Annotated in this window: 22 protein-coding genes; 13 read left to right on the top strand and 9 right to left on the bottom strand. The window is 76.3% G+C overall.

What is annotated here, in order from left to right; all coding sequences use genetic code 11:
- Window positions 1-102: 102 nt before the first annotated feature.
- Window positions 103-1,548, top strand: a complete 1,446-nt coding sequence (locus tag ACI798_RS17535) for an NAD(P)/FAD-dependent oxidoreductase (RefSeq protein WP_456942735.1) — start codon at window positions 103-105, stop codon at window positions 1,546-1,548.
- 60 nt (window positions 1,549-1,608) lie between these two features.
- Here the strand turns inward: ACI798_RS17535 and ACI798_RS17530 are convergent, their stop codons facing one another.
- From ACI798_RS17530 to ACI798_RS17520, 3 genes are read right to left on the bottom strand one after another with little or no spacing between them, the layout of a single operon-like run.
- Window positions 1,609-2,274 carry an alpha/beta hydrolase gene (locus tag ACI798_RS17530; protein ID WP_457048526.1) on the bottom strand — a complete coding sequence of 222 codons (666 nt, stop codon included), beginning with the start codon at window positions 2,272-2,274 and terminating at the stop codon, window positions 1,609-1,611.
- 2 nt (window positions 2,275-2,276) lie between these two features.
- On the bottom strand, window positions 2,277-3,548 hold the full coding sequence (locus tag ACI798_RS17525; RefSeq protein WP_457048525.1) for an erythromycin esterase family protein: 1,272 nt from the start codon (window positions 3,546-3,548) through the stop codon (window positions 2,277-2,279).
- Window positions 3,549-4,685 carry a carboxylate-amine ligase gene (locus ACI798_RS17520; RefSeq protein ID WP_457048524.1) on the bottom strand — a complete coding sequence of 379 codons (1,137 nt, stop codon included), beginning with the start codon at window positions 4,683-4,685 and terminating at the stop codon, window positions 3,549-3,551.
- 193 nt (window positions 4,686-4,878) lie between these two features.
- Here ACI798_RS17520 and ACI798_RS17515 point away from each other — a divergent pair, with 193 nt between their 5' ends.
- The 3 genes from ACI798_RS17515 to ACI798_RS17505 all read left to right on the top strand — a co-directional run bounded on the left by ACI798_RS17515 (window position 4,879) and on the right by ACI798_RS17505 (window position 8,415).
- A complete protein-coding gene (locus ACI798_RS17515; protein WP_456942731.1) occupies window positions 4,879-5,820 on the top strand; it encodes a S1C family serine protease in 942 nt (313 codons plus the stop codon).
- A gap of 97 nt (window positions 5,821-5,917) precedes the next feature.
- The gene (locus ACI798_RS17510; RefSeq protein ID WP_456942730.1) at window positions 5,918-6,868 is read left to right on the top strand and encodes a GGDEF domain-containing protein; all 951 of its coding nucleotides are present in this window, start codon (window positions 5,918-5,920) and stop codon (window positions 6,866-6,868) included.
- Window positions 6,869-7,017: 149 nt separating this feature from the next.
- Entirely contained in the window at window positions 7,018-8,415 is a 1,398-nt protein-coding gene (locus ACI798_RS17505) for an NAD(P)/FAD-dependent oxidoreductase (protein ID WP_457048523.1), read from the top strand.
- Here ACI798_RS17505 and ACI798_RS17500 read toward each other — a convergent pair.
- Window positions 8,412-9,218 carry an SDR family oxidoreductase gene (locus ACI798_RS17500; protein ID WP_457048522.1) on the bottom strand — a complete coding sequence of 269 codons (807 nt, stop codon included), beginning with the start codon at window positions 9,216-9,218 and terminating at the stop codon, window positions 8,412-8,414. The genes ACI798_RS17505 and ACI798_RS17500 overlap by 4 nt on opposite strands.
- A 54-nt stretch (window positions 9,219-9,272) precedes the next feature.
- Window positions 9,273-10,208, bottom strand: coding sequence for a hypothetical protein (locus ACI798_RS17495; RefSeq protein WP_457048521.1), 936 nt, complete (start codon window positions 10,206-10,208; stop codon window positions 9,273-9,275).
- Window positions 10,209-10,340: 132 nt separating this feature from the next.
- Between ACI798_RS17495 and ACI798_RS17490 the strand changes: the two genes are divergently transcribed.
- The gene (locus ACI798_RS17490; RefSeq protein ID WP_456942726.1) at window positions 10,341-10,598 is read left to right on the top strand and encodes a ubiquitin carboxyl-terminal hydrolase 14; all 258 of its coding nucleotides are present in this window, start codon (window positions 10,341-10,343) and stop codon (window positions 10,596-10,598) included.
- The gene (locus tag ACI798_RS17485) at window positions 10,598-12,169 is read left to right on the top strand and encodes a Na+/H+ antiporter (RefSeq protein ID WP_457048520.1); all 1,572 of its coding nucleotides are present in this window, start codon (window positions 10,598-10,600) and stop codon (window positions 12,167-12,169) included. The genes ACI798_RS17490 and ACI798_RS17485 overlap by 1 nt, the downstream gene beginning before the upstream one ends.
- A 6-nt stretch (window positions 12,170-12,175) precedes the next feature.
- On the opposite strand, the gene ACI798_RS17480 is transcribed toward ACI798_RS17485, so the two are convergent.
- A complete protein-coding gene (locus ACI798_RS17480; protein WP_456942724.1) occupies window positions 12,176-12,565 on the bottom strand; it encodes a hypothetical protein in 390 nt (129 codons plus the stop codon).
- A 60-nt stretch (window positions 12,566-12,625) separates the two neighbouring features.
- On the opposite strand from ACI798_RS17480, the gene ACI798_RS17475 reads away from it, so the two are divergent.
- Window positions 12,626-12,781, top strand: a complete 156-nt coding sequence (locus tag ACI798_RS17475) for a hypothetical protein (RefSeq protein WP_456942723.1) — start codon at window positions 12,626-12,628, stop codon at window positions 12,779-12,781.
- Between the two features lie 3 nt (window positions 12,782-12,784).
- On the opposite strand, the gene ACI798_RS17470 is transcribed toward ACI798_RS17475, so the two are convergent.
- The 3 genes from ACI798_RS17470 to ACI798_RS17460 form a co-directional block, all read right to left on the bottom strand.
- Complete coding sequence (locus tag ACI798_RS17470) at window positions 12,785-13,156, bottom strand: VOC family protein (RefSeq protein WP_456942722.1); 372 nt, start codon at window positions 13,154-13,156, stop codon at window positions 12,785-12,787.
- A gap of 81 nt (window positions 13,157-13,237) precedes the next feature.
- Window positions 13,238-14,452 carry an MFS transporter gene (locus ACI798_RS17465; RefSeq protein ID WP_457048519.1) on the bottom strand — a complete coding sequence of 405 codons (1,215 nt, stop codon included), beginning with the start codon at window positions 14,450-14,452 and terminating at the stop codon, window positions 13,238-13,240.
- An 85-nt stretch (window positions 14,453-14,537) separates the two neighbouring features.
- Window positions 14,538-15,500 (bottom strand): LysR family transcriptional regulator, encoded by a 963-nt coding sequence (locus ACI798_RS17460; RefSeq protein WP_457048518.1) that lies wholly within the window; start codon window positions 15,498-15,500, stop codon window positions 14,538-14,540.
- 109 nt (window positions 15,501-15,609) lie between these two features.
- Between ACI798_RS17460 and ACI798_RS17455 the strand changes: the two genes are divergently transcribed.
- The 6 genes from ACI798_RS17455 to ACI798_RS17430 all read left to right on the top strand — a co-directional run bounded on the left by ACI798_RS17455 (window position 15,610) and on the right by ACI798_RS17430 (window position 21,717).
- A complete protein-coding gene (locus ACI798_RS17455; protein ID WP_457048517.1) occupies window positions 15,610-16,632 on the top strand; it encodes a cyclase family protein in 1,023 nt (340 codons plus the stop codon).
- 9 nt (window positions 16,633-16,641) lie between these two features.
- Window positions 16,642-17,772 carry an FAD-dependent oxidoreductase gene (locus tag ACI798_RS17450; RefSeq protein WP_456942718.1) on the top strand — a complete coding sequence of 377 codons (1,131 nt, stop codon included), beginning with the start codon at window positions 16,642-16,644 and terminating at the stop codon, window positions 17,770-17,772.
- 78 nt (window positions 17,773-17,850) lie between these two features.
- Window positions 17,851-18,789: a VOC family protein gene (locus ACI798_RS17445; protein ID WP_457048516.1), complete on the top strand. Its 939-nt coding sequence runs from the start codon at window positions 17,851-17,853 to the stop codon at window positions 18,787-18,789.
- On the top strand, window positions 18,789-19,757 hold the full coding sequence (locus ACI798_RS17440; protein ID WP_457048515.1) for a fumarylacetoacetate hydrolase family protein: 969 nt from the start codon (window positions 18,789-18,791) through the stop codon (window positions 19,755-19,757). Before ACI798_RS17445 ends, ACI798_RS17440 begins: the two co-directional genes overlap by 1 nt.
- On the top strand, window positions 19,754-20,518 hold the full coding sequence (locus ACI798_RS17435; protein ID WP_457048514.1) for an SDR family NAD(P)-dependent oxidoreductase: 765 nt from the start codon (window positions 19,754-19,756) through the stop codon (window positions 20,516-20,518). The genes ACI798_RS17440 and ACI798_RS17435 overlap by 4 nt, the downstream gene beginning before the upstream one ends.
- Before the next feature lie 11 nt (window positions 20,519-20,529).
- The gene (locus ACI798_RS17430) at window positions 20,530-21,717 is read left to right on the top strand and encodes an alpha/beta hydrolase family protein (RefSeq protein WP_457048513.1); all 1,188 of its coding nucleotides are present in this window, start codon (window positions 20,530-20,532) and stop codon (window positions 21,715-21,717) included.
- The last annotated feature ends 5 nt before the right edge of the window (window positions 21,718-21,722 follow it).

Genomic DNA, 21,722 nt, shown 5'->3' with positions numbered 1-21,722 from the left:
GCACCGCGAGTGCACCGGCGGAGGGCAGCCGTGACGGGGATCACCCCCCGGACCGGCCCGCCGGGAGACAGCGGGGCCCCTGACGGGAGAGGATCAGTCATCATGACGACATCACCTGCAGCCACCGCCAGCTCTTCGACCGGCCGGCCGCGGGTGGTGATCATCGGCTCCGGCTTCGGCGGCCTGTTCGCCGCGAAGGCCCTGCGCAACGCCGACGTCGACGTCACGGTGGTCGCCAAGACCGGCCACCACCTCTTCCAGCCGCTGCTCTACCAGGTGGCCACCGGCATCCTCTCCGAGGGCGAGATCGCCCCCGCCACCCGCGAGGTGCTGCGCCACCAGAAGAACGCCAAGGTCGTCCTCGGCGAGGTCGTGGACATCGACGTGGACACCCGCACGGTCACCTCCACCGTGCTCGGCCGCACCACGATCCACCCCTACGACGAGCTGATCGTCGCCGCCGGCGCCGGGCAGTCGTACTTCGGCAACGACCGGTTCGCCGAGTTCGCCCCCGGCATGAAGAGCATCGACGACGCCCTCGAGCTGCGCGGCCGCATCTTCGGCGCGTTCGAGCTGGCCGAGCTCGCCACCGACCCCGCCGAGGTCGACCGGCTGATGACCTTCGTGGTCGTCGGCGCCGGCCCGACCGGTGTGGAGATGGCCGGGCAGATCGCCGAGCTCGCGCACCGCACGCTGCGCCGCGACTTCCGCAACATCGACCCGCAGCGGGCCCGCATCATCCTGCTCGACGGTGCGCCGCAGGTGCTGCCGCCGTTCGGGCCCAAGCTCGGCGAGAAGGCCCGCCGGCACCTCAACGAGATCGGCGTCGAGGTGCAGCTCGGCGCGCTGGTCACCGACATGGACGCCGACGGCCTGACCGTCAAGGACGCCGACGGCCAGCTGCGCCGCATCTCGGCGGCCACCAAGGTGTGGGCCGCCGGCGTGCAGGCCTCGCCGCTGGGCCGGCTGCTCGGGGACAGGACCGGCGCCGAGGTCGACCGCGCCGGGCGCCTGTCGGTCCAGTCCGACCTGACGCTGCCCGGCCACCCCGAGATCCACGTCGTCGGCGACATGGCCAACCACCCGGACAAGCTGCCCGGCGTCGCGCAGGTGGCCATCCAGGGCGGGCGCTACGCCGCCGACCAGATCAAGCGCCGGCTGGCCGGCAAGGCGCCGCGGGGCGCGTTCCGGTACCGCGACAAGGGCAACATGGCGACGATCTCGCGGTTCTCCGCGGTCGCCGACATCAAGAAGATGAAGTTCGAGGGCTTCATCGCCTGGGTGATCTGGCTGGTGGTGCACCTCTTCTACATCATCGGCTTCAAGAGCCGGGTCACCACGGTGCTGCACTGGATGGTCAGCTTCCTGGGCCGCGGCCGCTCGCAGCGGGTGGCCACCCAGCAGCAGGTCTACGGCCGGCTGGCGCTGGAGAAGCTCGGCCCCGGCTTCGAGGCGTCGAAGACCGGCGGGCCGAAGGACCACCCGCAGACCCCCGACGAGGTCAACGGCGAGCAGCAGCACGACTTCGTCGGCCGCCGCACCGCGTAGCCACCGCACGTCCCGACGGCCCGGACCCCCTCGCGGGCCCGGGCCGTCGCGCGTCCGGGCTCAGCGCAGCCAGGTGTCCAGCGCCGCGGTGACCAGCTCGCGGGTCACGACGTGGCCGCCGTCGAACTCGTCGTAGGTGACGTCGTACCCGGCGGCGGCGAGGTCCCGGGACACCCGGCGGCCGCAGCGCTCCACCGGCAGCACGCGGTCGTGGGTGCCGTGGGCGATCCAGATCCGGGGCCGGCCGGTGCGGCCCGGCGGGGCGGTGAAGCCCGGCGAGAACGCGAGCAGCGCCTCGAACAGGTCGCCGTTGGCCAGCCCGAGCGAGAGCGCATAGGAGCCGCCGTCGGAGAACCCGCCGAGCGCGATCCGCGAGACCGCGAGCCCGGCGGCGACCTGCTCCAGCGCGGCGTCGAGGACCGCCACGTCCCGGCCGAGCCCGCCGGCCAGCAGGTCCCAGGTCGAGGCGACCGAGGAGGTCGCGAGGACGGCGACCCCGCGGGCGGTGGCGACGTCGCCGACCGCGGCCAGCGAGTGGTCCGCCGTCCCGCCCGCGCCGTGGCAGAACACCAGCAGCGGTCGCGGGCCGGCCGGTCCGCCGGGGACGGCGACCAGCGCCTCCGGGCCGCCGAGGTCCAGCGCGGTGGTGCCGGGCGGCAGCGGCGGGCCGGCCGGCTGCGGGCCCGGGCGGGCGTCGAGGCGGCCGGCAGCGGCGGGGGCGGCCACGGCTAGACGGCGTGCGCGACCGGCGGCACGTGCTCGTCGGGCCGCTCGAGGTGCAGCGGCTGCACCGGCGTCGTCTCCTCCAGGTAGAGCAGGGCGTCGTAGCGGTCGCCGGTCACCGTGGGCACGTAGTTGCCCCAGCGCTCGCGCTCGGGTCGGTAGACGACGCCGATCGCCCGGTGCCCCAGCCGCCGGTCCAGCCAGCCCGGGCGCTCTCCGCGCGGGACGACGACGAGCGCGTCGTGCCCGACCTCGCGGTGCAGCAGGTCCTCGAGGCTGCCCTCCCGGGCGGGCGGCACGGTCATCCGCTCCATCTGCGCACCCCACTCCCGTCCGGCGACGACGCCGCCGCGGTGGCCGGCGAAGCCCACCAGGACGACGTCGCCGGTGCCGTGCCGCTCGCGCAGCAGCCGGCCGAGGTTGGTCATGCCGGCGTCGGCCATGTCGGTGGCCCGGGCGTCGCCGACGTGCGTGTTGTGCTCCCAGACCACGGCCTTCGCGCCGGTGTGGTCCACCAGCCGGTCCAGGGTGTCGGCCATGTGGACGTCGCGGACGTTCCACGACTCCGCGGAGCCGCCGACCATCGCCCGGTAGTAGCGCTCCGCGCCGACGACCACCGCGGCGTTCTGCTCGGCGGCGAACCGGTCGTCGGGGTCGTCGTCCGCGCCGCGCCGCTCGCACAGCCGCCGCAGCAGCGCGACGACGGTCTCCTCGCACGCCGCCGGGGCGAAGCGCTGGGCGAAGGCGTACTCGGCACCGTCCTCGCCGAAGGGCTCGAAGCAGCGCAGGGCCTGCCTGGCCGCGTCGACGTGCCCGGGCTCGTGCTCCCGCACCCAGGCCAGCAGCTCGTGCATCGAGTCCCAGAGGCTGTAGACGTCCAGGCCGGCGAAGCGCACCCGCCCGGCCTCGGGGCGGCCGGCGTTGACCCCGCGCAGCCAGCGGCAGAAGTCGACGACGTCGTCGTTGGCCCACATCCAGGTCGGCCAGCGGGCGATGGCGTCCAGCGCCGCCCGCGGGTCCTCGGCGCCGCCGGGCCGCAGTCGCACGCTGCGGTCGACGCGGGCGCAGTCGGGCCAGTCCCCCTCGACCGCCACCAGCCCGAACCCGCGCTCCTCGACCAGCCGGCGGGTCAGCGCGGCGCGCCAGGCGTAGTACTCGTGCGTGCCGTGGCTGGCCTCGCCGACCGCCACCAGGCGCGCGTCCCCGATGCGCTCGAGCAGCGGGTCGAGGTCGGCGTCGTCGCGCAGCGGGCCGGTCGGCTGACCGAAGCCGTCCATTCAGGACCTCCCGGCCGCCCCCTCGCGGACGACCCACTCCGCGACCGCCCGGCGGTCGCCCGTGCGCAGCCAGGTGCTCCGCTGCCGCGCCGCCGACGTACCCCGGCCGAGCAGGTCCTGCACCCGGGCGGTCACCTCGTCCCACTCCCCCGCCGTGGTCAGGTCCTCCTCCAGCTCGGCCAGCAGTCCGGTCACCGCGGTGGGGGCGTCGACCAGCTCCTCGCGCAGCGGGTCGTACAGCGGGCCCGCCAACCCGGAGCGCGCCGCCCGCCACCGCGCCGCCCGCAGCACCTCCGGCCGCAGGTCGGGCACCGGCTCGCCCCGCTGCGCCCGCCCCGCGAGCACCCGCACCAGCGAGCGGACCAGCGCGGCGTGCAGGACGGCGTCGTCGAGGGTGGTGCAGACGTCGGCCAGCCGGAACTCGATCGTGGGCAGCCGGGCCGAGGGGCGGACGTCCCAGTACAGGTGCGACCCGTCGGCCACCACGCCGGAGGCGACCAGCGCGGCCAGCACCCGGCGGTAGCCGTCGGCGTCGCCGAGCGGCTCGGGGGCGCCGGCGTGCGGGAAGCGGGTCCACCACAGCGTCCGCCAGGACTCGTAGCCGGTGTCGACGCCGTCGTGGAACGGGGAGCTGCCGGTCATCGCGAGCAGCACCGGGAGGTAGGGGCGGGTGCGGTCGAGCACGGCGACGGCGGTGTCGAGGTCGGGGACGCCGACGTGCACGTGGCAGCCGCAGATGTCCTGCTGCCGCGCCAGCCCGGCCCAGCGGTCGACCATCGCCTCGTACCGCTCGCCCGGGGTGACCGGCATGGTGTGCCAGGAGTCCCACGGGTGGGTGGAGGCCGGCAGGAGCAGCAGGCCGTCCCGCTCGGCCGCGGCGGCCGCCTCGGTGCGGGCCGCCACCAGCTCGGCGCGCACCTGCTCGAGCGTGGTGCACACGCCGGTGGCGATCTCCAGCTGCGTGGTGGCGATCTCCGGGTGCACCCGCTGTCCGGCCTCGCCGGCGAGCGCCGCCGCGGACGCCCGCGGGCCCGGCGTCAGCTCCAGGGTGTCCGGGGAGACGAGGTGGAACTCCTCCTCGACGCCGAGGGTGCGCCCGACCGCGGCTCCCTCGGTCTGCAGGCCGTCGGTGCGCACGCCCCTCCTCGGTGCCGGTCCGGTCGCCGGGGAGGCCGACGCTACGGCCGCCGCCGCCCCGCCGCACCTGCTGCCCGGCGCGCGCGGGACACCTCCGGCCGTTCACGCAGGGCGGAACGGAGGGGGTGGCAGCGCGGTCCGGCGAGGCGTCCACTGGTCGGTGCAACGCTGTAATCAGAACCGGAGGTGGACCGTGGCCCGACCCGACACCGACGCGGCCCTGGACGCCTACTCCCAGGTGGTCACCGCGGTCGCCGCCGACCTCACCCCGCACGTCGCCGCCCTGCAGGTGACCGCCCCCGACGGCCGGGCCGGCGCCGGCTCCGCGGTCGTCGTCCCCGGCGACGGGCTGATGCTCACCAACGCGCACGTCGTCGGCCGGGCGCGCAGCGGGCGCGCGGTGTTCGGCGACGGCACCGAGACGCCGGTCGAGGTGGTGGGCTCCGACCCGCTGTCCGACCTCGCCGTCGTCCGGGCGACCGCCGGCGCCCCCGAGCCCGCGGAGCTCGGCGACGCCGCGCAGCTGCGGGTCGGCCAGCTCGTCGTCGCCGTCGGCAACCCGCTCGGGCTGGCCGGCTCGGTGACCGCTGGCGTGGTCAGCGGCCTGGGCCGCTCGCTGCCCACCCGGGACGGGCGCACCGCCCGGGTGGTCGAGGACGTCATCCAGACCGACGCCGCGCTCAACCCGGGCAACTCCGGCGGCGCGCTCGCCGACTCGGCCAGCCGGGTGGTCGGCATCAACACCGCGGTCGCCGGGTGGGGCCTGGGGCTGGCCGTGCCGGTCAACGCCACCACCCGCCGGATCGTCGACGCGCTGGTCCGCGACGGGCGGGTGCGCCGCGCCTACCTGGGCCTGGTCAGCAGCCCCGCGCCGCTGCCGGCCCCGCTGGCCGAGCGCACCGGCCGGCGCCGCGGCCTGCGGGTGGTCGACGTCGTCCCGGGCTCGCCGGCCGACCGGGCCGGGCTGCGCGCCGGCGACCTGGTGCTGGAGGCCGGACGGGCGCCGGTGGCCGAGGCGCAGAGCCTGCAGCGGCTGCTGTTCGCCGAGGCGATCGGCCGGCCGCTGCCGGTCACCGTGTACCGGCTCGGGGCGATGGTCGACGTCATCGCGGTGCCCACCGAGCTCACCGGCTGACCCTCCCCGGCGACCCTCCCTCCGAGGGGGACGGCCGTTCCCGCGCTCAGGACGGGCGTGATGGGTGACGATGTCGTCCGCAACGGAGGGAGGTCCCGTGCACGGTGACCGCAGGGGCGGACTGGGCCTGCTCGCGCTGCTCTACGGCTGCGCCGCCGTCCTGTGTGCCGCCGGCGCGCTGTGGCCGATGCACCCCCGGACGCCGGTGGTCCTGCTGACGGCGCTCGCGGCCGTCGGCGGGCTCGGCTCCGCGGCGCTGTGGCACGTGCGCGACCGCGCGCCGACGGGCCGCTCCCCCATGGCCCTCGTGCACGCCGCCCTCGCCCTGCTGTCCCTGCTCACGGCGCTGCTCGCCTGGCGCTCGGTCACCGCGGTCGGCGTCGTCGGCCTCGGCCCGGTCGTGGTGGCGCTCGGGGTGCTCGCCGGCCACGTGCTGCCGCCGGCGCAGGCGCGGCTGCACGTCGCGGGCGGCGTCGCCGTCGTCACCGCCGGGGCGCTCGCCGCGACGCCGGAGGGGTTCCTCTCCGCCTGGCTGGCCGCCGTCGCCACGGTCGCGGTGCTCACCGAGGCGCAGATCCGGCAGTCGGGGGCGCTGCGCCGCGCGGCCGGCACCGACCCGCTGACGGGGGTGGCCAACCGCCGCGCCTGGGAGGCCGAGTCCGCCCGGCTGCTCGCCCACGCGCAGCGCACCGGCGAGCCGCTGACCGTCGTGGTCCTCGACCTCGACGGGTTCAAGGCCGTCAACGACACCGAGGGCCACTCCGCGGGCGATGCGCTGCTGCGCTCCCTCGCCACGGCCTGGAGCCGGGAGCTGCGCCGCTCCGACGTGCTCGGCCGCCTCGGCGGGGACGAGTTCGTGCTCTGCCTGCCCGGCACCGGCACCGACCGCTGCGCCGAGCTGCTGGACCGGCTGCGCGCCGTCTCCTGCGGGGCGTGGTCGGCCGGGGCGGCTGCCGCCGTGCCCGGCGAGGACCTCGCCGCGACGCTGGCCCGCGCCGACGCCGCGCTGTACCGGCAGAAGCGCGCCCGCCACTCGGCCGCCGGCTGACCGCCCGCGTCGGCTCCCCGCCCCTCGGTGCCGACGCGCCACGCGCCCGGTGGCCGCTCCCCGCCGCACCGCCCCGACGGCGCCGCCGGTGCCACCCTGGGGCCGCCCGGCGACCGGCCGCGCGCGCCGTCCCGGGCGAGGGAGCGGCCATGACCTCGGTGGTGGTCTGCGGCGGCGGCGTGGTCGGGCTGTGCGCCGCGATGATGCTCGCCGACGACGGGCACGACGTCACCGTCCTCGAGTCCGACCCCGACGGTGCCCCGACCACGCCCGCCGAGGCGTGGGACTCCTGGCGGCGGACCGGCGTCGCGCAGTTCCGGCAGCCGCACAACCTCTTCGCCCGGTTCCGCGCGGTCGCCGACGACGAGCTGCCCGGCCTCACCGACCGGCTGCTGGCCGACGGCTGCGTGTGGGTCGACTACACGGAGCTGCTGCCGCAGGGGATCGCCGACCGCGCACCCCGGGTCGCCGACGAGCGGCTGCGGTTCGTCACCGGCCGCCGGCCGGTGGTGGAGTCCACCGTGGCGGCGGCCGCCGAGGACACCCCGCGGGTCACCGTGCGCCGCGGGGTGCAGGTGGCCGGCCTCCTGCCCGGGCCGCCCGCCGCCGACGGCGTCCCGCACGCGGCCGGGGTGCGGACGACGGAGGGCGAGGAGCTGCGGGCCGACCTCGTCGTCGACGCCACCGGCCGGCGCACCCGCTCGGCGCGGTGGCTGGCCGGCCTCGGCGCCCGGCCGCCGGAGGAGCGCGCGCAGGCCTCGGGGTTCGTCTACTACACGCGCTTCCTCACCGGCCCGGAACGGCCGGTGCGCCGCGGCCCGGGGCTCATGCCGCTGGGCAGCGTCTCGGTGCTCACGCTGGACGGCGACAACGACACCTGGTCGGTCACCGTGTTCGGGCAGACCGGCGACCGGCCGCTGCGGGCTCTGCGCGACCCCGCCGTCTTCGACCGGGTGGTCGGGGCCTGCCCGCTGCAGGCGCACTGGCTGGACGGGCGTCCGCTGGGCGGGGTGGCCGCGATGGCCGGGGGCCTGGACCGCAGCCGCCGCTTCACCGTCGACGGCCGGCCGGTGGCGACCGGCTTCGTCGCCGTCGGGGACGCGTGGGCGTGCACCAACCCGTCGGCCGGCCGGGGCCTGTCGATCGGCATCGCGCACGCCGCGCTGCTGCGCGCCGCGGTCGCCCGGGACCTGGACCGGCCCGCCGACCTCGCCGCGGCCTTCGCCGCGGCGACCGAGCGGCGGGTCGGTCCGTTCGTCACCGACCAGCTGGCCGAGGACCGCTCGCGGCTGGCCCAAATGGACGCCGCCCGCCGCGGGGAGCCCGAGCCGCCGCTGTACCCGGAGCTCGCGGCCTTCCTCGGGGTCGCGATGCAGGACGCCGACGTGTTCCGGGCGATGCTCGAGTACCGGCTGTGCATGGCGCCGCTGGCCGACCTGCTGGCCGTGCCGCTGGTCCGCGAGCGGGTGGCCGCGGCGGTGCCCGACCCCCCACGCCCGTTCCCCGGACCGGACCGCGCCCGGCTGCTGGAGCTGCTGGCCTCCTAGGGGCGGCGCCAGTCGTCGCCGGTCAGGTGCGAGCCGGCCATCGGGCCCATCTGCAGCATGCCGCCGTCGACGGCGTAGGAGGAGCCGGTCACGTAGGACGCCTGCGGCGAGGCGAGGAAGGCGACGACGGCGGCCACCTCGTGCGCGTCGCCGGGCCGGCCGACCGGGACGCCGGGGCGCTCGTGGCCGGGCGCGGTCGGGTCCTCGTCCTCCTGGCCGGTCATCGGGGTGGCGATCTCCCCCGGCGCGACGGCGTTGACGGTGATGCCGTGCTCGGCCAGCTCGATCGCCGCGACCCGGGTGAGCAGACCCAGCCCGCCCTTGGCCGCGCAGTACGCGGCCGCGCCGACCCGCGGCTGGTGCTCGTGCACGCTGGTGACGTTCACGATCCGCCCGCCCCGCCCGGCGGCGACCATGCGGCGCGCCGCGCGCTGCAGGCAGAGGAACGCCGCGTCGAGGTCGGTGGCCAGCACCTCGCGCCAGGTCTCCCAGTCGGTGTCCAGGATCGGCGTGGAGTGGCCGGTGCCGGCGTCGTTGACCAGGACGTCGACGCCGCCGAGGGCGTCGGCCAGCTCGTCGACGACGCCGGCGGCGCCCGGCAGCCGGGTGAGGTCGACGTGGCGCACCTCGGCCCGGCGCCCGCGGGCCCGCACCTCGTCGGCGGTGGCCTGCGCGTGCGCCTCGTCGCGGTACCAGGTGATGCCGACGTCGCAGCCCTGCTCGGCGAGCGCGACCGCGACCGCCCGCCCGATGCCCGACTCCGACCCGGTGACGACCGCGACGCGGCCCGCTGACTCCGTCATGCCCCCATGCTGGGGGCGGGGTCGGGGGCCCGCGACGCGGCGGCGGTGCACCGGTCAGGCCTCCAGCGGCGCCCGCTCCAGCGCGGCCACGCGGTCCGCGGCCCGGTCGCGGTCGGCCGCCGCCCGCTGCGCCGCCCGGTCCGCGGCCGCGGCCCGCCGGCCGGTCCGCGCGGCCTCGGCACCGGCCGCCTCCGCGTCCGCGCGCACCCGCTCGAGCTCGGCCTCGAGCTCCTCGACGCGGGCGGTGAGCTCCTCCTGCCGGCGGGCGGCCCGGCCGGCCCGCTCGTGCGCGGCCCGGGCGGCCTCCTCCGCCTCCGCGGCGTCCCGCTCCGCCGCCTCCGCCTCCTCGCGGGCCGCGGCCAGCTCGCGGTCCCGCCGCTCCTGCGCGGCCCGCCGCCGCTCCTCCGCCGCACGCCGGGCGGCGTCCTCCGAGGCGTCCCGCCGGGGCCGCGGGGCCGTCGGCGTGCGCCCGGGCCGCGGCGGCGGCACCACCCGCAGGTCCGGGCGGGTGCCGAAGCCGGGCCCGAGGCCGCGGGAGGACAGCGGCGCGGTCAGCCGGCCGCCCAGCAGCGCCTCCCCCGCGTCCGGGTCGGCCAGCGCGGCCCGCAGCGTCTCCTCCACCTGGTCGGCGACGGCGTCGCTGAGCGGGGTGCCGCGGCGTGCGGCCACCGCCCGGGCCCGGCGGGTGAGCGCGGCCAGCAGCCGGGAGCGCTGGGTGCCCAGCTGGCGCAGCTCGTCGCCGGCCAGGGTCTGCTGGGCCTCGCGCAGCAGGTCGCCGAGCTCCACCAGGCCGGCGATCTCGTCGGGCTGTTCCCGCACCAGGACGTTGCACGCCCACGCGGCGGTCGAGGGCCGGCCGAGGGCGCCGATCTCCCGCGCGAGCGCCCGGTCCCCGGCGGCCCGGGCGCGGCGGGCGGCCTCGGTGCGGGCGGTGACGAACTGCCCGGGCGGCACGGCGTAGAGCTCCTCGGCGACCTCGTCGAGGTCCACGGCGCCTCCTCCCGGCTCGCGCGGTCGCCGCCGACCCTGCCACGGGAAGAGCGGACCGGCCGGGGGACGTTGCCGCCCGCGTCGCACGGGTGGTCGACTCCCGGCGACAGCCGCGACGAGAGGGGGACCGTGATGACGACGTGCGGGCACCTGGACCAGATCCGCGACGTCTCGCCGGACTCGGCGGAGGGCTGCAGCGACTGCCTGGCCATCGGCAGCCGGTGGGTGCACCTGCGGATGTGCCTCTCCTGCGGGCACGTGGCCTGCTGCGACTCCTCGCCGAACCGGCACGCCACCGCGCACGCGGGCGCCAGCGGCCACCCGATCGTCCGCTCGGTCGAGCCGGGCGAGGACTGGCGCTGGTGCTACGTCGACCAGGCGCTGGTGTGATGGAACTGCCCCTCGTCGGCCTGCTCGCCGGCTCCTTCGCCGTCAGCGCGCTGGCGCGGCGGCTGGGGATCTCCCCGCCGCTGCTCCTGGTGCTGGTCGGGCTCGCGGTGTCCTTCCTGCCGGGCGTGCCCGACTACGCGCTGGACCCGCACCTGATCCTCACGCTGGTCCTGCCGCCGCTGCTGTACTCCGCGGCGCTGGACAGCTCCTACCTGCGGCTGCGGGCCAACCTCCGCCCGATCGGCATGCTCGCGATCGGGGCGGTGCTGCTCACCACGGTCGCCGTCGGGCTGGCCGCCTGGTGGCTGGTGCCGGGCCTGCCGCTGGTCTCGGCGCTGGTGCTCGGCGCCGTCGTCGCCCCGCCGGACGCGGTCGCGGCCACCTCGGTCGGCCGGAGGCTCGGCCTGCCGCGCAAGGTCATGACCATCCTGGGCGGCGAGAGCCTGGTCAACGACGCCACCGCGCTCACCGTCTACCGGGTCGCCGTCGCGGCCGCCGCGGGCGCCGGCTACGGCATCGCCGAGGGCGTGGGCGTGTTCGTCCTCGCCGCCGTCGGAGGCGCCGCGATCGGCTGGGCGCTGGGCTGGCTGGTGCACCGCATCCGCCGGCTGCTGCGCGACGGCGTGCTGGAGAGCGCGCTCGGCCTGCTCGTCCCGTTCGTCGGCTTCACCGTCGCCGAGGAGGTGCACGCCTCGGGCGTCCTCGCGGTGGTCCTCGCGGGCCTGTACCTGGGGCACCGCTCCCCCGCGGCGCACCCGGTCGCCCGGCTGCAGGACCGCGCGGTGTGGCAGGCGGCCGACACCGTCCTCGAGGCGACGGTGTTCGCCCTGATCGGCCTGCAGCTGCGGGCGGTGGTCGCCGGCGTCGGGCCGTCGGTGGGCACGCTGACGGCGGTCGGGCTGTTCCTGGTGCTGGTCGCGCTGGTCGCCCGGGTCGCGTTCGTCTTCCCCACCACCTACCTGCGGCCGCTGGCCCGCCGCCGCCCGGACTGGACCCCGCCGCCGTGGACCTACCCCGCCGTCATCTCCTGGGCCGGGATGCGCGGCGTGGTCTCGCTCGCCGCGGCGGCCGGCATCCCGCTGACCACGCTGTCGGGCGCGCCCTTCCCCGGGCGCGACGAGATCGTCTACCTGACCTTCGTGGTCACCGTGGGCACCCTGCTGCTGCACGGGCTGACGCTGCCGGCGGTGATCCGGCGGCTGGGCGTGCAGGGCTCCGAGGAGGCCAGCGACGCCCTCGCCGAGGCACAGGCGCAGAACGACGCCGGCCGCGCCGCCGTGGCCCGGCTCGACAGCCTCGACGACGGCGACCCGCTGCACACCGCCACCGTGGCCGAGCTGCGCCAGCGGATGGAGGCACGCACCAACGCGGCGTGGGAGCGGCTGGGCGGCCCCGTCGCCGGCGGCGGCGAGACGCCGAGCGCGGTCTACCGCCGGATGCGGCGGGCCATGCTCGAGGCCGAGCGCGAGGTGTTCGTCCGGTACCGCGACGCACGGCGCATCGACGACGAGGTGTTCCGGCGGGTGCAGCACGAGATGGACCTCGAGGAGGTCACCCTGCTCCGCGAGTGACCGCGCTCACCGGTCGAGCGCGGTCAGCCGCTCCTCCCGGGCTGCGCGCAGGAGGCCGGGCAGCCGCGGGTCGGCGAGGACGCCGGCCGAGCGGACGGCGAGCTTGCGGAACGACTTCCCCGTGCCCTCGAGCAGCCCGCCGTCGAGACCCGCGTCGGCCAGCGCCGCGCCGCGGTTGAAGCCGAGGTTCAGGTGCCGGTCGTAGACGTCGAGGTAGGCGTAGTGCTCGGAGTCCTTCCGCGGCCCCACGCCGTAGCCGACGGTGCGCTGGTGCGGCCACACCACCCGCACGGCGCCGGGGTCAGCCTCCCGGACGAGGGCGTCCGCGGCGCGGACGAGGTCGGCGGTGGCGGGCGGCAGGCCGGCGAGCAGCAGGTCCCACGGGTCGTCGTCCATCCCGGCCATCCTGCCCCGGCCGGGGCCTAGGCTGGCCGCAGCCGTCCCCCGGAGGTCCCCGTGCTGCTGCGTCTGCTCGGCCTGCTGCTGGTCGTCTGGCTGGCCGTGACGATCGTCGGGTGGGTCGTCGAGGGCCTGTTCTGGCTGGTCCTCGTCGGCCTGATGCTCCTGCTCGTCACCGCCGCCCTCGGCATGCGGGAGCGCCCCCGCCGCTGATCCTCAGGCCGGCACCCGGGCGCGGCTGCTCAGCACGAACCGGTTGCCGTCCGGGTCGGCGAACACCGCCTGCCGGCCCCACGCCTCGGTCGTCAGCGGCCCCTCGAACGGGACGCCCGCGCCGGCCATCCGCGCGTACTCGGCGTCGACGTCGTCGACCTCGAACACCAGCCCCTGCAGCGAGCCCGGCGGCATGCGGTCGAACCAGGTGACCAGCGTCAGCGAGGTGCCCGAGCCCGGTGTGCCCACCTGCACCCAGCGCGCGCCCGGGGCGAACTCGGCGTCGCGCAGGACCGTCAGGCCGACCTGACCGGTCCAGAAGCGCAGCGCGGCGTCCTGGTCGCTGACGGGGACGGAGACGACGGTGACGTCCACGGGGACCTCCTCCGGGAGCGGGGCCCCAGTGCACCGCCCCCGCACCCCCGAGGTCCAGGGGTGCGGGGGCGGGCGGGCCGGTCAGTGCGCGGCGGCCACCGCGGTCGGCCGGCGCAGCCGCACGCCGGCGGCGGCGACGACGCTGACCGCACCGAGCAGGGCCAGCGCGGCGTCGAGCCCGCCGAGGGCGCCGCTGAGCGCGAGGACGACGAGCGGGCAGGCGAACTGCCCGACGAACAGCGCCGAGGTCCACACGCCGGTGGCGCGGCCGCGCTGCTCGAAGCTCAGCGAGCCCAGCGCCCACGACAGCATCGCGGGCAGCAGCAGCCCGTTGCCCAAGCCGGTCACCACCGCCGCGACGACGACGGCCGGGACGGCGTCGGCGAACCCGAGGCCGAGCAGCCCGACGCCCGACAGCGCGAACGCGGCCGGCACGGTCACCGCCGGGCCGAGCGCGGCCAGCCGGCCGAAGGAGAAGGCGCCGACCGCGGTGCCCAGCGAGCTGATCGCGCTGACCGCGCCGATGGTGCCGGTGGCGGTCACGCCGATCGCGTCGAGCTTGAACGACAGCTCCACGACGAGCACGTAGAACACCAGCCCGCCGAGCAGGGTGACCCCGACCGGCGCGGCCAGCCGGGCCCAGGGCAGCGCGGGCAGCTCCTCCGAGCGGGCGGCCGGGGTGGGCTGCCAGACGAACCGCGCCGCGGCGACGGCCAGCGGCAGGCTGACGGCGTAGAGCCAGAACGGCGTCCGCCACGAGTGCGACCCCAGCGCGCCGCCGAGGGCGAAGAACAGCGTGGCGGCCACGGTGGTGAACACGACCTGCAGGCCGAAGTAGCGCTCCCGCCGCGGCCCGGCGAAGTAGTCGGCGAGCAGCGTGGTGCAGCAGGTCATGATCGCCGCCTCGGTGAGGCCGACCAGCACCCGGCTGGCGACGATCAGCGGCAGCGAGTCTAGCCACAGCGGCGCGGTCCCGACGACGGCGTAGGCGACCAGCGCGCCGACCAGCAGCCGCTTGCGGCCGACCCGGTCGACGATCCGGCCGGCGACCACCGCGGTCAGGCCGATGACCAGCGCGGGCGCCGTGAGCACCACCGGGGCGAGCGTCTCGACGCCCGGGGTGCCGGCGAAGGCGTCCTGGATGCGCGGCAGGACCGGGGCCAGCAGCACCGAGCCGAGCACCCCCAGGCAGCTCGACAGCAGCAGGACCAGGGCCTGCGCGCGGCCGGCGGGGCGGCCGGTGGCGGGGTCGACGGCCACCTCGTCGGTGAGGGGTGCGGCGTCGCGGACTGACACGGGCGTCTCCGGGGAGGACGGGCGCCGGTCCGGTGACCGGCGTCACTGGACGGCGAGTGTCGGCACCGCCCGCCCGGAGCGGAAATCACTTCTCCCGGGGTGCGGTATCAGCCAGGTCGATGTCCTCGCGCGCGCCCGGGGAGACGGCCAGCTCCGCGGCGCGGGAGACGACGTCGCGCAGGTACCGGTGCTCGGGGTCGTCGTCGTAGGCCGGGTGCCACCACATCGCCTCGACCAGCGGCCCGGCCTCGAACGGCGGCGGCAGCGCCCGGATGCCCGAGCCGAGCGGCAGCAGGTCGACCAGCCGGCGCTGCAGCAGCGCGATCCGGTCGCTGCCGGCCACCAGCGCCGGGACGGTCAGGAAGCTCTCGTTGACCACCTGCACGCGCGGCTCGATGCCGAGCTGGCGCATCTGCCGCGCGGCCGGGGTGGACGCCGTCTGCCCGTGGTAGGTCGCCACCCACGGCAGCGTCTCGAGGTCCTCGACGGTGAGGCCCCGCTCGGCGACCGGGTTGTCGGCGGCGACGACGCACACCCACTCGTCGCGGTAGAGGTCGCGGTGCGGCAGGTCGGCGGCGAACCCGTGCGGCAGCAGCATGAGGTCGGCGGTCAGCAGCGCCGCGGACGCGTTCTCCACGATCGCCGGCGAGTGCGGGGTCAACCGCAGCCGGGTGCGCGGGGCCTCCGCGGTGAGCAGCGCGGCAACGGTGTCGCCGAGGACGACGACCACGTAGTCGCTCACCAGGACGGAGAACTCGCGGGTCGAGGACGCCGGGTCGAAGCCGGGCTGCGCGGTGAACACCCGCTCGACGCCGGTGAGCGCCACCCGCACCAGCTCGCGCAGCTGCACCGCCAGCGGGGTGAGCCGGTACTCGTTGCCGACCCGGGTGAGCAGCTCGTCGCCGAAGTGCCGGCGCAGCCGGGCCAGCGACGCCGACAGCGCCGGCTGGGACAGCCCCATCTGCGCCGCGGCCCGGGTGACGCTGCGCTGGCCGAGGAGGGCGTCGAGGGACACGAGCAGGTTGAGGTCCAGGCTCGCGAGGTTCACGACGCCGACGGTATCGGCGCCGGCTATGACCCCCATCAGACATCTCGTCTTCCCTCCCCCGCCGGGGGTGACGGACCGTGGTCCGCGTCACGACGAAGGAGACGCGACCGTGCCCGACCGCACCTGGCTGGACCCCGCTGCGACCCCGGCAGCGCTCGACCGCACCGACCCGGAGACGGCGATCGAAGCCGCTGCCGAGCGCTGCTCGAACTGGGGCCGCTGGGGTGCCGAAGACGTGCTCGGCACGCTCAACTTCCTCACCGAGGACAAGCGCCGCGAGGGTGCCGCGCTGGTCAGCCGGGGCGTGAGCTTCTCGCTGTCCCAGCGGTTCGACGCCGACGGGCCGCAGAAGGGCTGGCGCCGGCGCACCAACCCGGTGCACACCATGCTGGACACCGGCACCGACGCCGAGCGCGGCGTGCAGGGCTTCCCGCACGGCATCGGCGGCGCTGATGACGTCATCGCGATGCCGCTGCAGGCCTCCACCCAGTGGGACGGCCTGGGCCACATCTTCGACCACGGCAACGCCTGGAACGGCCGCCGCGCGGGCGACGTCGTCACCAGCCTCGGCGACGCCGTCACCGGCATCGAGACCGTCGCCGACCGGATCGCCGGCCGCGGCGTGCTGCTCGACGTCGGCCGGGCCGTCGGCACCGACGGGGAGCTCCCGGACGGGTTCGCCATCACCCCCGCCCACCTCGAGGCCACCATCGCCGCCCAGGGCGACAGCGCCCGGGTCGGCCGCGGCGACCTGCTGCTGGTGCGCACCGGGCAGCTCACCCGCGCCCGCCGCTCGGTCGCCGCCGGGCAGGGGTGGGGCGACTACGCCGGCGGGCCTGCGCCCGGGCTGTCGTTCACCACCGCCGACTGGCTGCACGCCACCGAGATCGCCGGCGTCGCCACCGACACGTGGGGCTTCGAGGTGCGGCCCAACGAGTTCGACGTCGCCTTCCAGCCGCTGCACCAGGTGTGCATCCCCCACATCGGCCTGTTCCTCGGCGAGTTGTGGGACCTCGACGCGCTCGCGGCCGACTGCGCCGCCGACGGCGTCTGGGAGTTCTTCCTCGCCGCCGCCCCCCTGCCCGTGACCGGCGCCGTGGGCGCCCCGGTCAACCCGATCGCCGTCAAGTAGGAGACCCCGATGCCCGCCGTCAGCACCGTCCTGGTGGTCGGGGCCGGCCTCGCCGGCGCCGCCACCGCCATCCGCCTGGCCGAGGCCGGCGTCGCCGTCGACCTGGTCGAGATCAAGCCCGAGGTGACCGCGCTCGGCTCCGGCATCACCCTGCAGGGCAACGCCCTGCGCGAGCTGCGCACCCTCGGCGTCTGGGACCAGGTGTCCGCCGCCGGGTACGCCTTCGACGTCACCGGCATCCGGGCGCCCGACCCGGCCGGCACCGTCGTCGCGGAGATCCCCGACGCCCGCACCGGCGGCCCGGACCTGCCCGCCGTCATGGGGATGTCACGCCCCGAGCTGGCGCGCATCCTCACCGACCGCGCCGCCGAGGTCGGCGTCAAGGTCCGGTTCGGGACGACGCACACCGAGCTGCGCCAGGACGCGACCGGCGTCGACGTCGCCTTCGCCGACGGCTCGACCGGCCGGTACGACCTCGTCGTCGGCGCGGACGGCCTGCGCTCCTGGACCCGCCGGGCCCTGGGCATCGAGCTGGAGACCAGGCCGGTCGGCATGGGCATCTGGCGCGCGTTCGGCCCGCGGCCGGCGAGCGTGACCCGCACCGACCTGTACTACGGCGGGCCGTCGTTCATCGCCGGCTACTGCCCCACCGGCGAGGACTCGCTCTACGCCTACGTCGTGGAGCCGGCGCAGGACCGCTCCATGCTCTCGCCCGAGGAGCAGCTGGCCACCATGCGCGAGCTCGCCGCGGCCTACCACGGGCCGTGGGACGACGTCCGCGCGACGCTCACCGACCCGTCCCGGGTGAACTACACCTGGTTCGAGACCCACGTGCTGCCCGCGCCGTGGAACCGCGGCCGGGTGGTGCTGGTCGGCGACGCCGCGCACACCTGCCCGCCCACCATCGCCCAGGGCGGCGCGCAGGCGCTCGAGGACGCCTACGCGCTCACGGACCTGCTGCTCACCCGGCCCGCGCTCGACCAGGACCTGTGGGACGCCTTCACCGCCCGCCGCTTCGACCGCGCGACGACCGTCGTCGACGCCTCCAACCAGCTCGCCCAGTGGCAGCTCGACCACGTCCAGGGCGACATCCCGGGCCTCATGCGCTCGATCGCCCAGCTCGTCGCCCAGCCCGCCTGAGAAAGGACCCTCCTGCCCCCCCACCGCTCGCACGCTCGCGGCGGGCCCCTGCAGGAGGGCCGACCCGAAGGGATCCCCATGACCCAGCGCCTGATCACCCACCTGCGGCACGTCGACCTGGCCGTGCCCGACTTCGCCAAGCAGCTCGACTTCTTCTCCGGCACCTGGGGGCTGAAGGCCGAGCACTCCGACTCGGGCCTGGCCTTCCTGGCCGCCGAGGGCAGCCCCGAGCAGTACGTCGTCCGGCTGCGCGAGGCGACCGACAAGCGGATCGACCTGATCAGCTTCGGCGCGGAGGACCGGGCCGACGTCGACACCCTCGCCGGCGACCTGGCCCGCGACGGCGTGCGGCTGGTGCACGAGCCGACCGACCTGCAGACCCCCGGCGGCGGCTACGGCTTCCGGTTCTTCGACAACGAGGGCCGCACCATCGAGGTCAGCTCCGACGTCGCCGTGCGGCAGCACCGCGCGATCGAGGAGGGCGAGTCGATCCCGGTGCGGCTGTCCCACGTGGTGATCAACTCCGCCGACCCCGAGGGCACGCTGGCCTTCTACGAGAAGCACCTGGCGTTCTCGCTGTCGGACACCCTGATGCACCCGCGGATGGGCAACATGATGTGGTTCATGCGGACCAACGCCTGGCACCACTCGATGGCCATCGCCCGCGGCCCGCACGCCTCGCTGCACCACGCGTCGTTCGAGCTGCGCGGCCTCGACGAGTACATGCGCGGCACCGGCCGGCTGCTGCGCCAGGGCGTGGAGAAGATCTGGGGCCCCGGCCGCCACCTGGCCGGCAACAACACCTTCTCCTACTTCCTCGACCCGCACGGCAACACCGTCGAGTACACGACCGAGCTCGAGGTCCTCGACGAGGACACCTGGCACCCGCACGTCTACGACTTCAGCAACCCCGAGGTCAGCGACCAGTGGGGCACGGCGAACGCGATGAACGAGTTCGTCGCGAAGAAGTCGTTCAACGACCCCGACAAGGGTCTGTTCGTCGCTCCCCCGGTCTGATGCGGTTCGCCACCTGGGAGGACGGCGGGGTCGTCTCCGCCGGCGTCGTGGGCGAGCACGGGCTGCACGCCCTGCCGCCGGGCGTCACGGTCCTCGACCTCGTGCGCGCCGGGCTGCCCACCGCACTCGACGCCGGGCTGGCGGCGTTGTCGGCGCCGCCGGTCCCGGTGTCGGAGGTGCGGCTGCTGCCGCCGCTGCAGGCGCCGACCGTGCGCGACTTCGTCGCGTTCGAGGAGCACGTGGAGGGCGTCCGCAAGGCCATCGACGGCGTCGCCAGCGTGGTCGAGGAGTGGTACCAGGCGCCGACGTTCTACTTCACCAACCCGTACGCGCTCGTCGGCGCGCACGACGACGTCGCGGTCCCGCCGGGCTCGCAGCGGTTCGACTTCGAACTCGAGGTCGCCGTGGTGGTCGGGAGGGACGGCGCCTCGCTGACGCCGGAGGCCGCGCGCGAGCACGTGTTCGGCTACACGGTGCTCAACGACTGGTCGGCCCGCGACCTGCAGGCCCGCGAGATGAAGGTCAACCTGGGCCCGGCCAAGGGCAAGGACTCCGCGACGACGCTCGGCCCGTGGCTGGTCACCGCCGACGAGCTCGAGCCCCACCGCGACGACGAGGGCTTCCTGGCACTGGACATGCGGGTGTCGGTCAACGACGTCGAGATCGGCCAGGACCTGCTCTCGAACATGGGCTGGCCGTTCGAGGAGCTCGTCGCCTACGCCTCCCGCGGCACCGAGGTCCGGGCCGGCGACGTGCTCGGCTCGGGCACCTGCGGCAACGGCGGCTGCCTGGCCGAGCTGTGGGGCCGCCGCGGCGACGCCGCTCCCCCGCCGCTGCGGCCCGGCGACGTCGTGGAGATGACCGTCGAGGGCATCGGCACCATCCGCAACCGCGTCGTCGAGGGCATCGAGCTGCCGCCGGTCCGGGCCGCGCGGCCGCGCCCGCGCACCCGCGAGCGCCCGGCGTGAGCCTCGCGGGGCGGGTCGTCGTGGTGACCGGCGCGGCCCAGGGGCAGGGCGCGGCCGAGGCGCGGCTGCTGGCCGCCGAGGGCGCCGTCGTCGTGGCCACCGACGTGCAGGACGGCCCCGCCGAGGACCTCGGCGGGGCCGCCTACCGGCGGCTCGACGTCACCGACGCCGCCGGCTGGGCGGCGCTCGCTGACGACCTGCAGCGCGAGCACGGCCGCGTGCACGGGCTGGTCGCCAACGCCGGGATCACCTGGCGGGCGCGGCTGGCCGAGCTCGACCCCGCCGACCTCGCCCGCGTCGGCGAGGTCAACGTCACCGGCACGCTGCTCGGCATCCAGGCACTCACCCCGCTGATGACCGGCGGCGGCTCGGTGGTCGTCGTCGGCTCGGTGGCCGCGCTGACCGGGCACTACCCGGTCGCCTACACCGCGTCCAAGTGGGCGCTGCGCGGGCTGGCGAAGGCCGCGTGCCTGGAGCTCGGCCCGCGCGGCATCCGGGTCAACACGATCCACCCCGGCTACGTCGAGACGCCGATGACCGCCTCGGCGGCGCCGGCGTTCCGCGCCGCCAACGTCGCCGAGACCCCGCTCGGCCGCACCGGCACCGTCGACGAGGTGGCGCCGCTGGTCGCCTTCCTGCTCGGCGACGGCGCCTCGTTCATCACCGGCGCCGAGATCCCCGTCGACGGCGGGATGACCGCCCACGGCGGCGTGAAGTCGATCAGCGACGCCGTGTCTGCCGCGGCGCCGGCCGCATCCTGAGAGGAACCACCGTGTTCGAGTACTTCCCCACCGGCCCCTACACCTGGAACCTCGGCGTCGTCGCCACGCTGAACTCCGGCGGGCTCATCGACGAGGTCGACCGCGCCTGCCGGCCGATCAAGGACGCCGCGAACGCCGGCGAGGACGCCGGGACCCCGGACTTCCTGCGCGCCTGGACCGCGCTGACCGACCAGCTCGTCGGCCAGGCCGAGGAGGCGGAGAAGGCCGGGCACGTGCGCACCGCCGGGCAGCTGTGGTCCCGCGCGTCGAACTACCTGGCGCAGGCCGAGCGGATGCTCGCCCACTCCGACCCCAACCGGGTGCCCACCTACCGGCGGATGCTGGAGATCGCGCAGAAGGCGTTCGACACCCACAGCCCGCGCGTCACCCGGGTCGCCGTCCCCTACGAGGGCACGACGCTGCCGGCCTACTTCTCGCAGGCGCCGGCGGCCGACGACGGCCCGGTGCCGGTGGTCGTCCTGGTCAACGGGCTGGACTCCACCAAGGAGCACATGTACGCCTCCAACCACTGGGAGGAGCTGGCCGCCCGCGGCATCTCCTGCCTGATGCTCGACCAGCCCGGCACCGGCGAGGCGCTGCGGCTGCAGGGGCTGACGGCGCGGGTGGACACCGAGGCCTGGGCCGGCGCCGCCGTCGACTGGCTGGAGCAGCGGGACGACGTCGACGCCTCCCGGATCGGCGTCGTCGGCTGGTCGCTGGGCGGCTACTACGCCCCGCGGGCGGCGGCGTTCGAGAAGCGGTTCGCCCTGTGCGTGGCGTGGGGCGCCAACCACGACTGGGGCGCGGTGCAGCGCCGTCGCCGGCAGCGCGAGGGCGAGCGGCCGGTGCCGCACTACTGGGAGCACGTGCTGTGGGTGTGGGGCCAGCCCGGCGACGAGAACGACCTCGACGCCTTCCTCGACTTCGCCGACCAGGTGAACCTCGAGGGCGTGGTCGAGCGGATCACCGTGCCGTTCCTCGTCGCGCACGGCGCCAACGACCGGCAGATCCCGCTGGAGATGGCGCACCGCAGCTACGAGCGGGCGGTCAACTCGCCCAAGCGGGAGCTGCGGGTGTTCACCCCCGAGGAGGGCGCCACCGAGCACATCGGCCTGGACCACCTGCCGTTCGTGAGCACGTTCATCGCCGACTGGGTCGCCGACACGTTCGCCGAGCTGGCGCACCAGCAGCGGTCCTGACCCGC

Source organism: Geodermatophilus sp. SYSU D01045 (assembly GCF_054050295.1).
The sequence above is the reverse complement of the archived record's forward strand: the minus strand, read 5'-3'. Positions and strand labels throughout refer to the sequence as shown.

Coding starts and splice junctions, on each gene's coding strand:
- ACI798_RS17535 (WP_456942735.1), top strand. CDS start 103: ATGACGACATCACCTGCAGCCACCGCCAGCTCTTCGACCGGCCGGCCG.
- ACI798_RS17525 (WP_457048525.1), bottom strand. CDS start 3,548: ATGGACGGCTTCGGTCAGCCGACCGGCCCGCTGCGCGACGACGCCGAC.
- ACI798_RS17505 (WP_457048523.1), top strand. CDS start 7,018: ATGACCTCGGTGGTGGTCTGCGGCGGCGGCGTGGTCGGGCTGTGCGCC.
- ACI798_RS17500 (WP_457048522.1), bottom strand. CDS start 9,218: ATGACGGAGTCAGCGGGCCGCGTCGCGGTCGTCACCGGGTCGGAGTCG.
- ACI798_RS17490 (WP_456942726.1), top strand. CDS start 10,341: ATGACGACGTGCGGGCACCTGGACCAGATCCGCGACGTCTCGCCGGAC.
- ACI798_RS17485 (WP_457048520.1), top strand. CDS start 10,598: ATGGAACTGCCCCTCGTCGGCCTGCTCGCCGGCTCCTTCGCCGTCAGC.
- ACI798_RS17480 (WP_456942724.1), bottom strand. CDS start 12,565: ATGGACGACGACCCGTGGGACCTGCTGCTCGCCGGCCTGCCGCCCGCC.
- ACI798_RS17450 (WP_456942718.1), top strand. CDS start 16,642: ATGCCCGCCGTCAGCACCGTCCTGGTGGTCGGGGCCGGCCTCGCCGGC.
- ACI798_RS17445 (WP_457048516.1), top strand. CDS start 17,851: ATGACCCAGCGCCTGATCACCCACCTGCGGCACGTCGACCTGGCCGTG.
- ACI798_RS17440 (WP_457048515.1), top strand. CDS start 18,789: ATGCGGTTCGCCACCTGGGAGGACGGCGGGGTCGTCTCCGCCGGCGTC.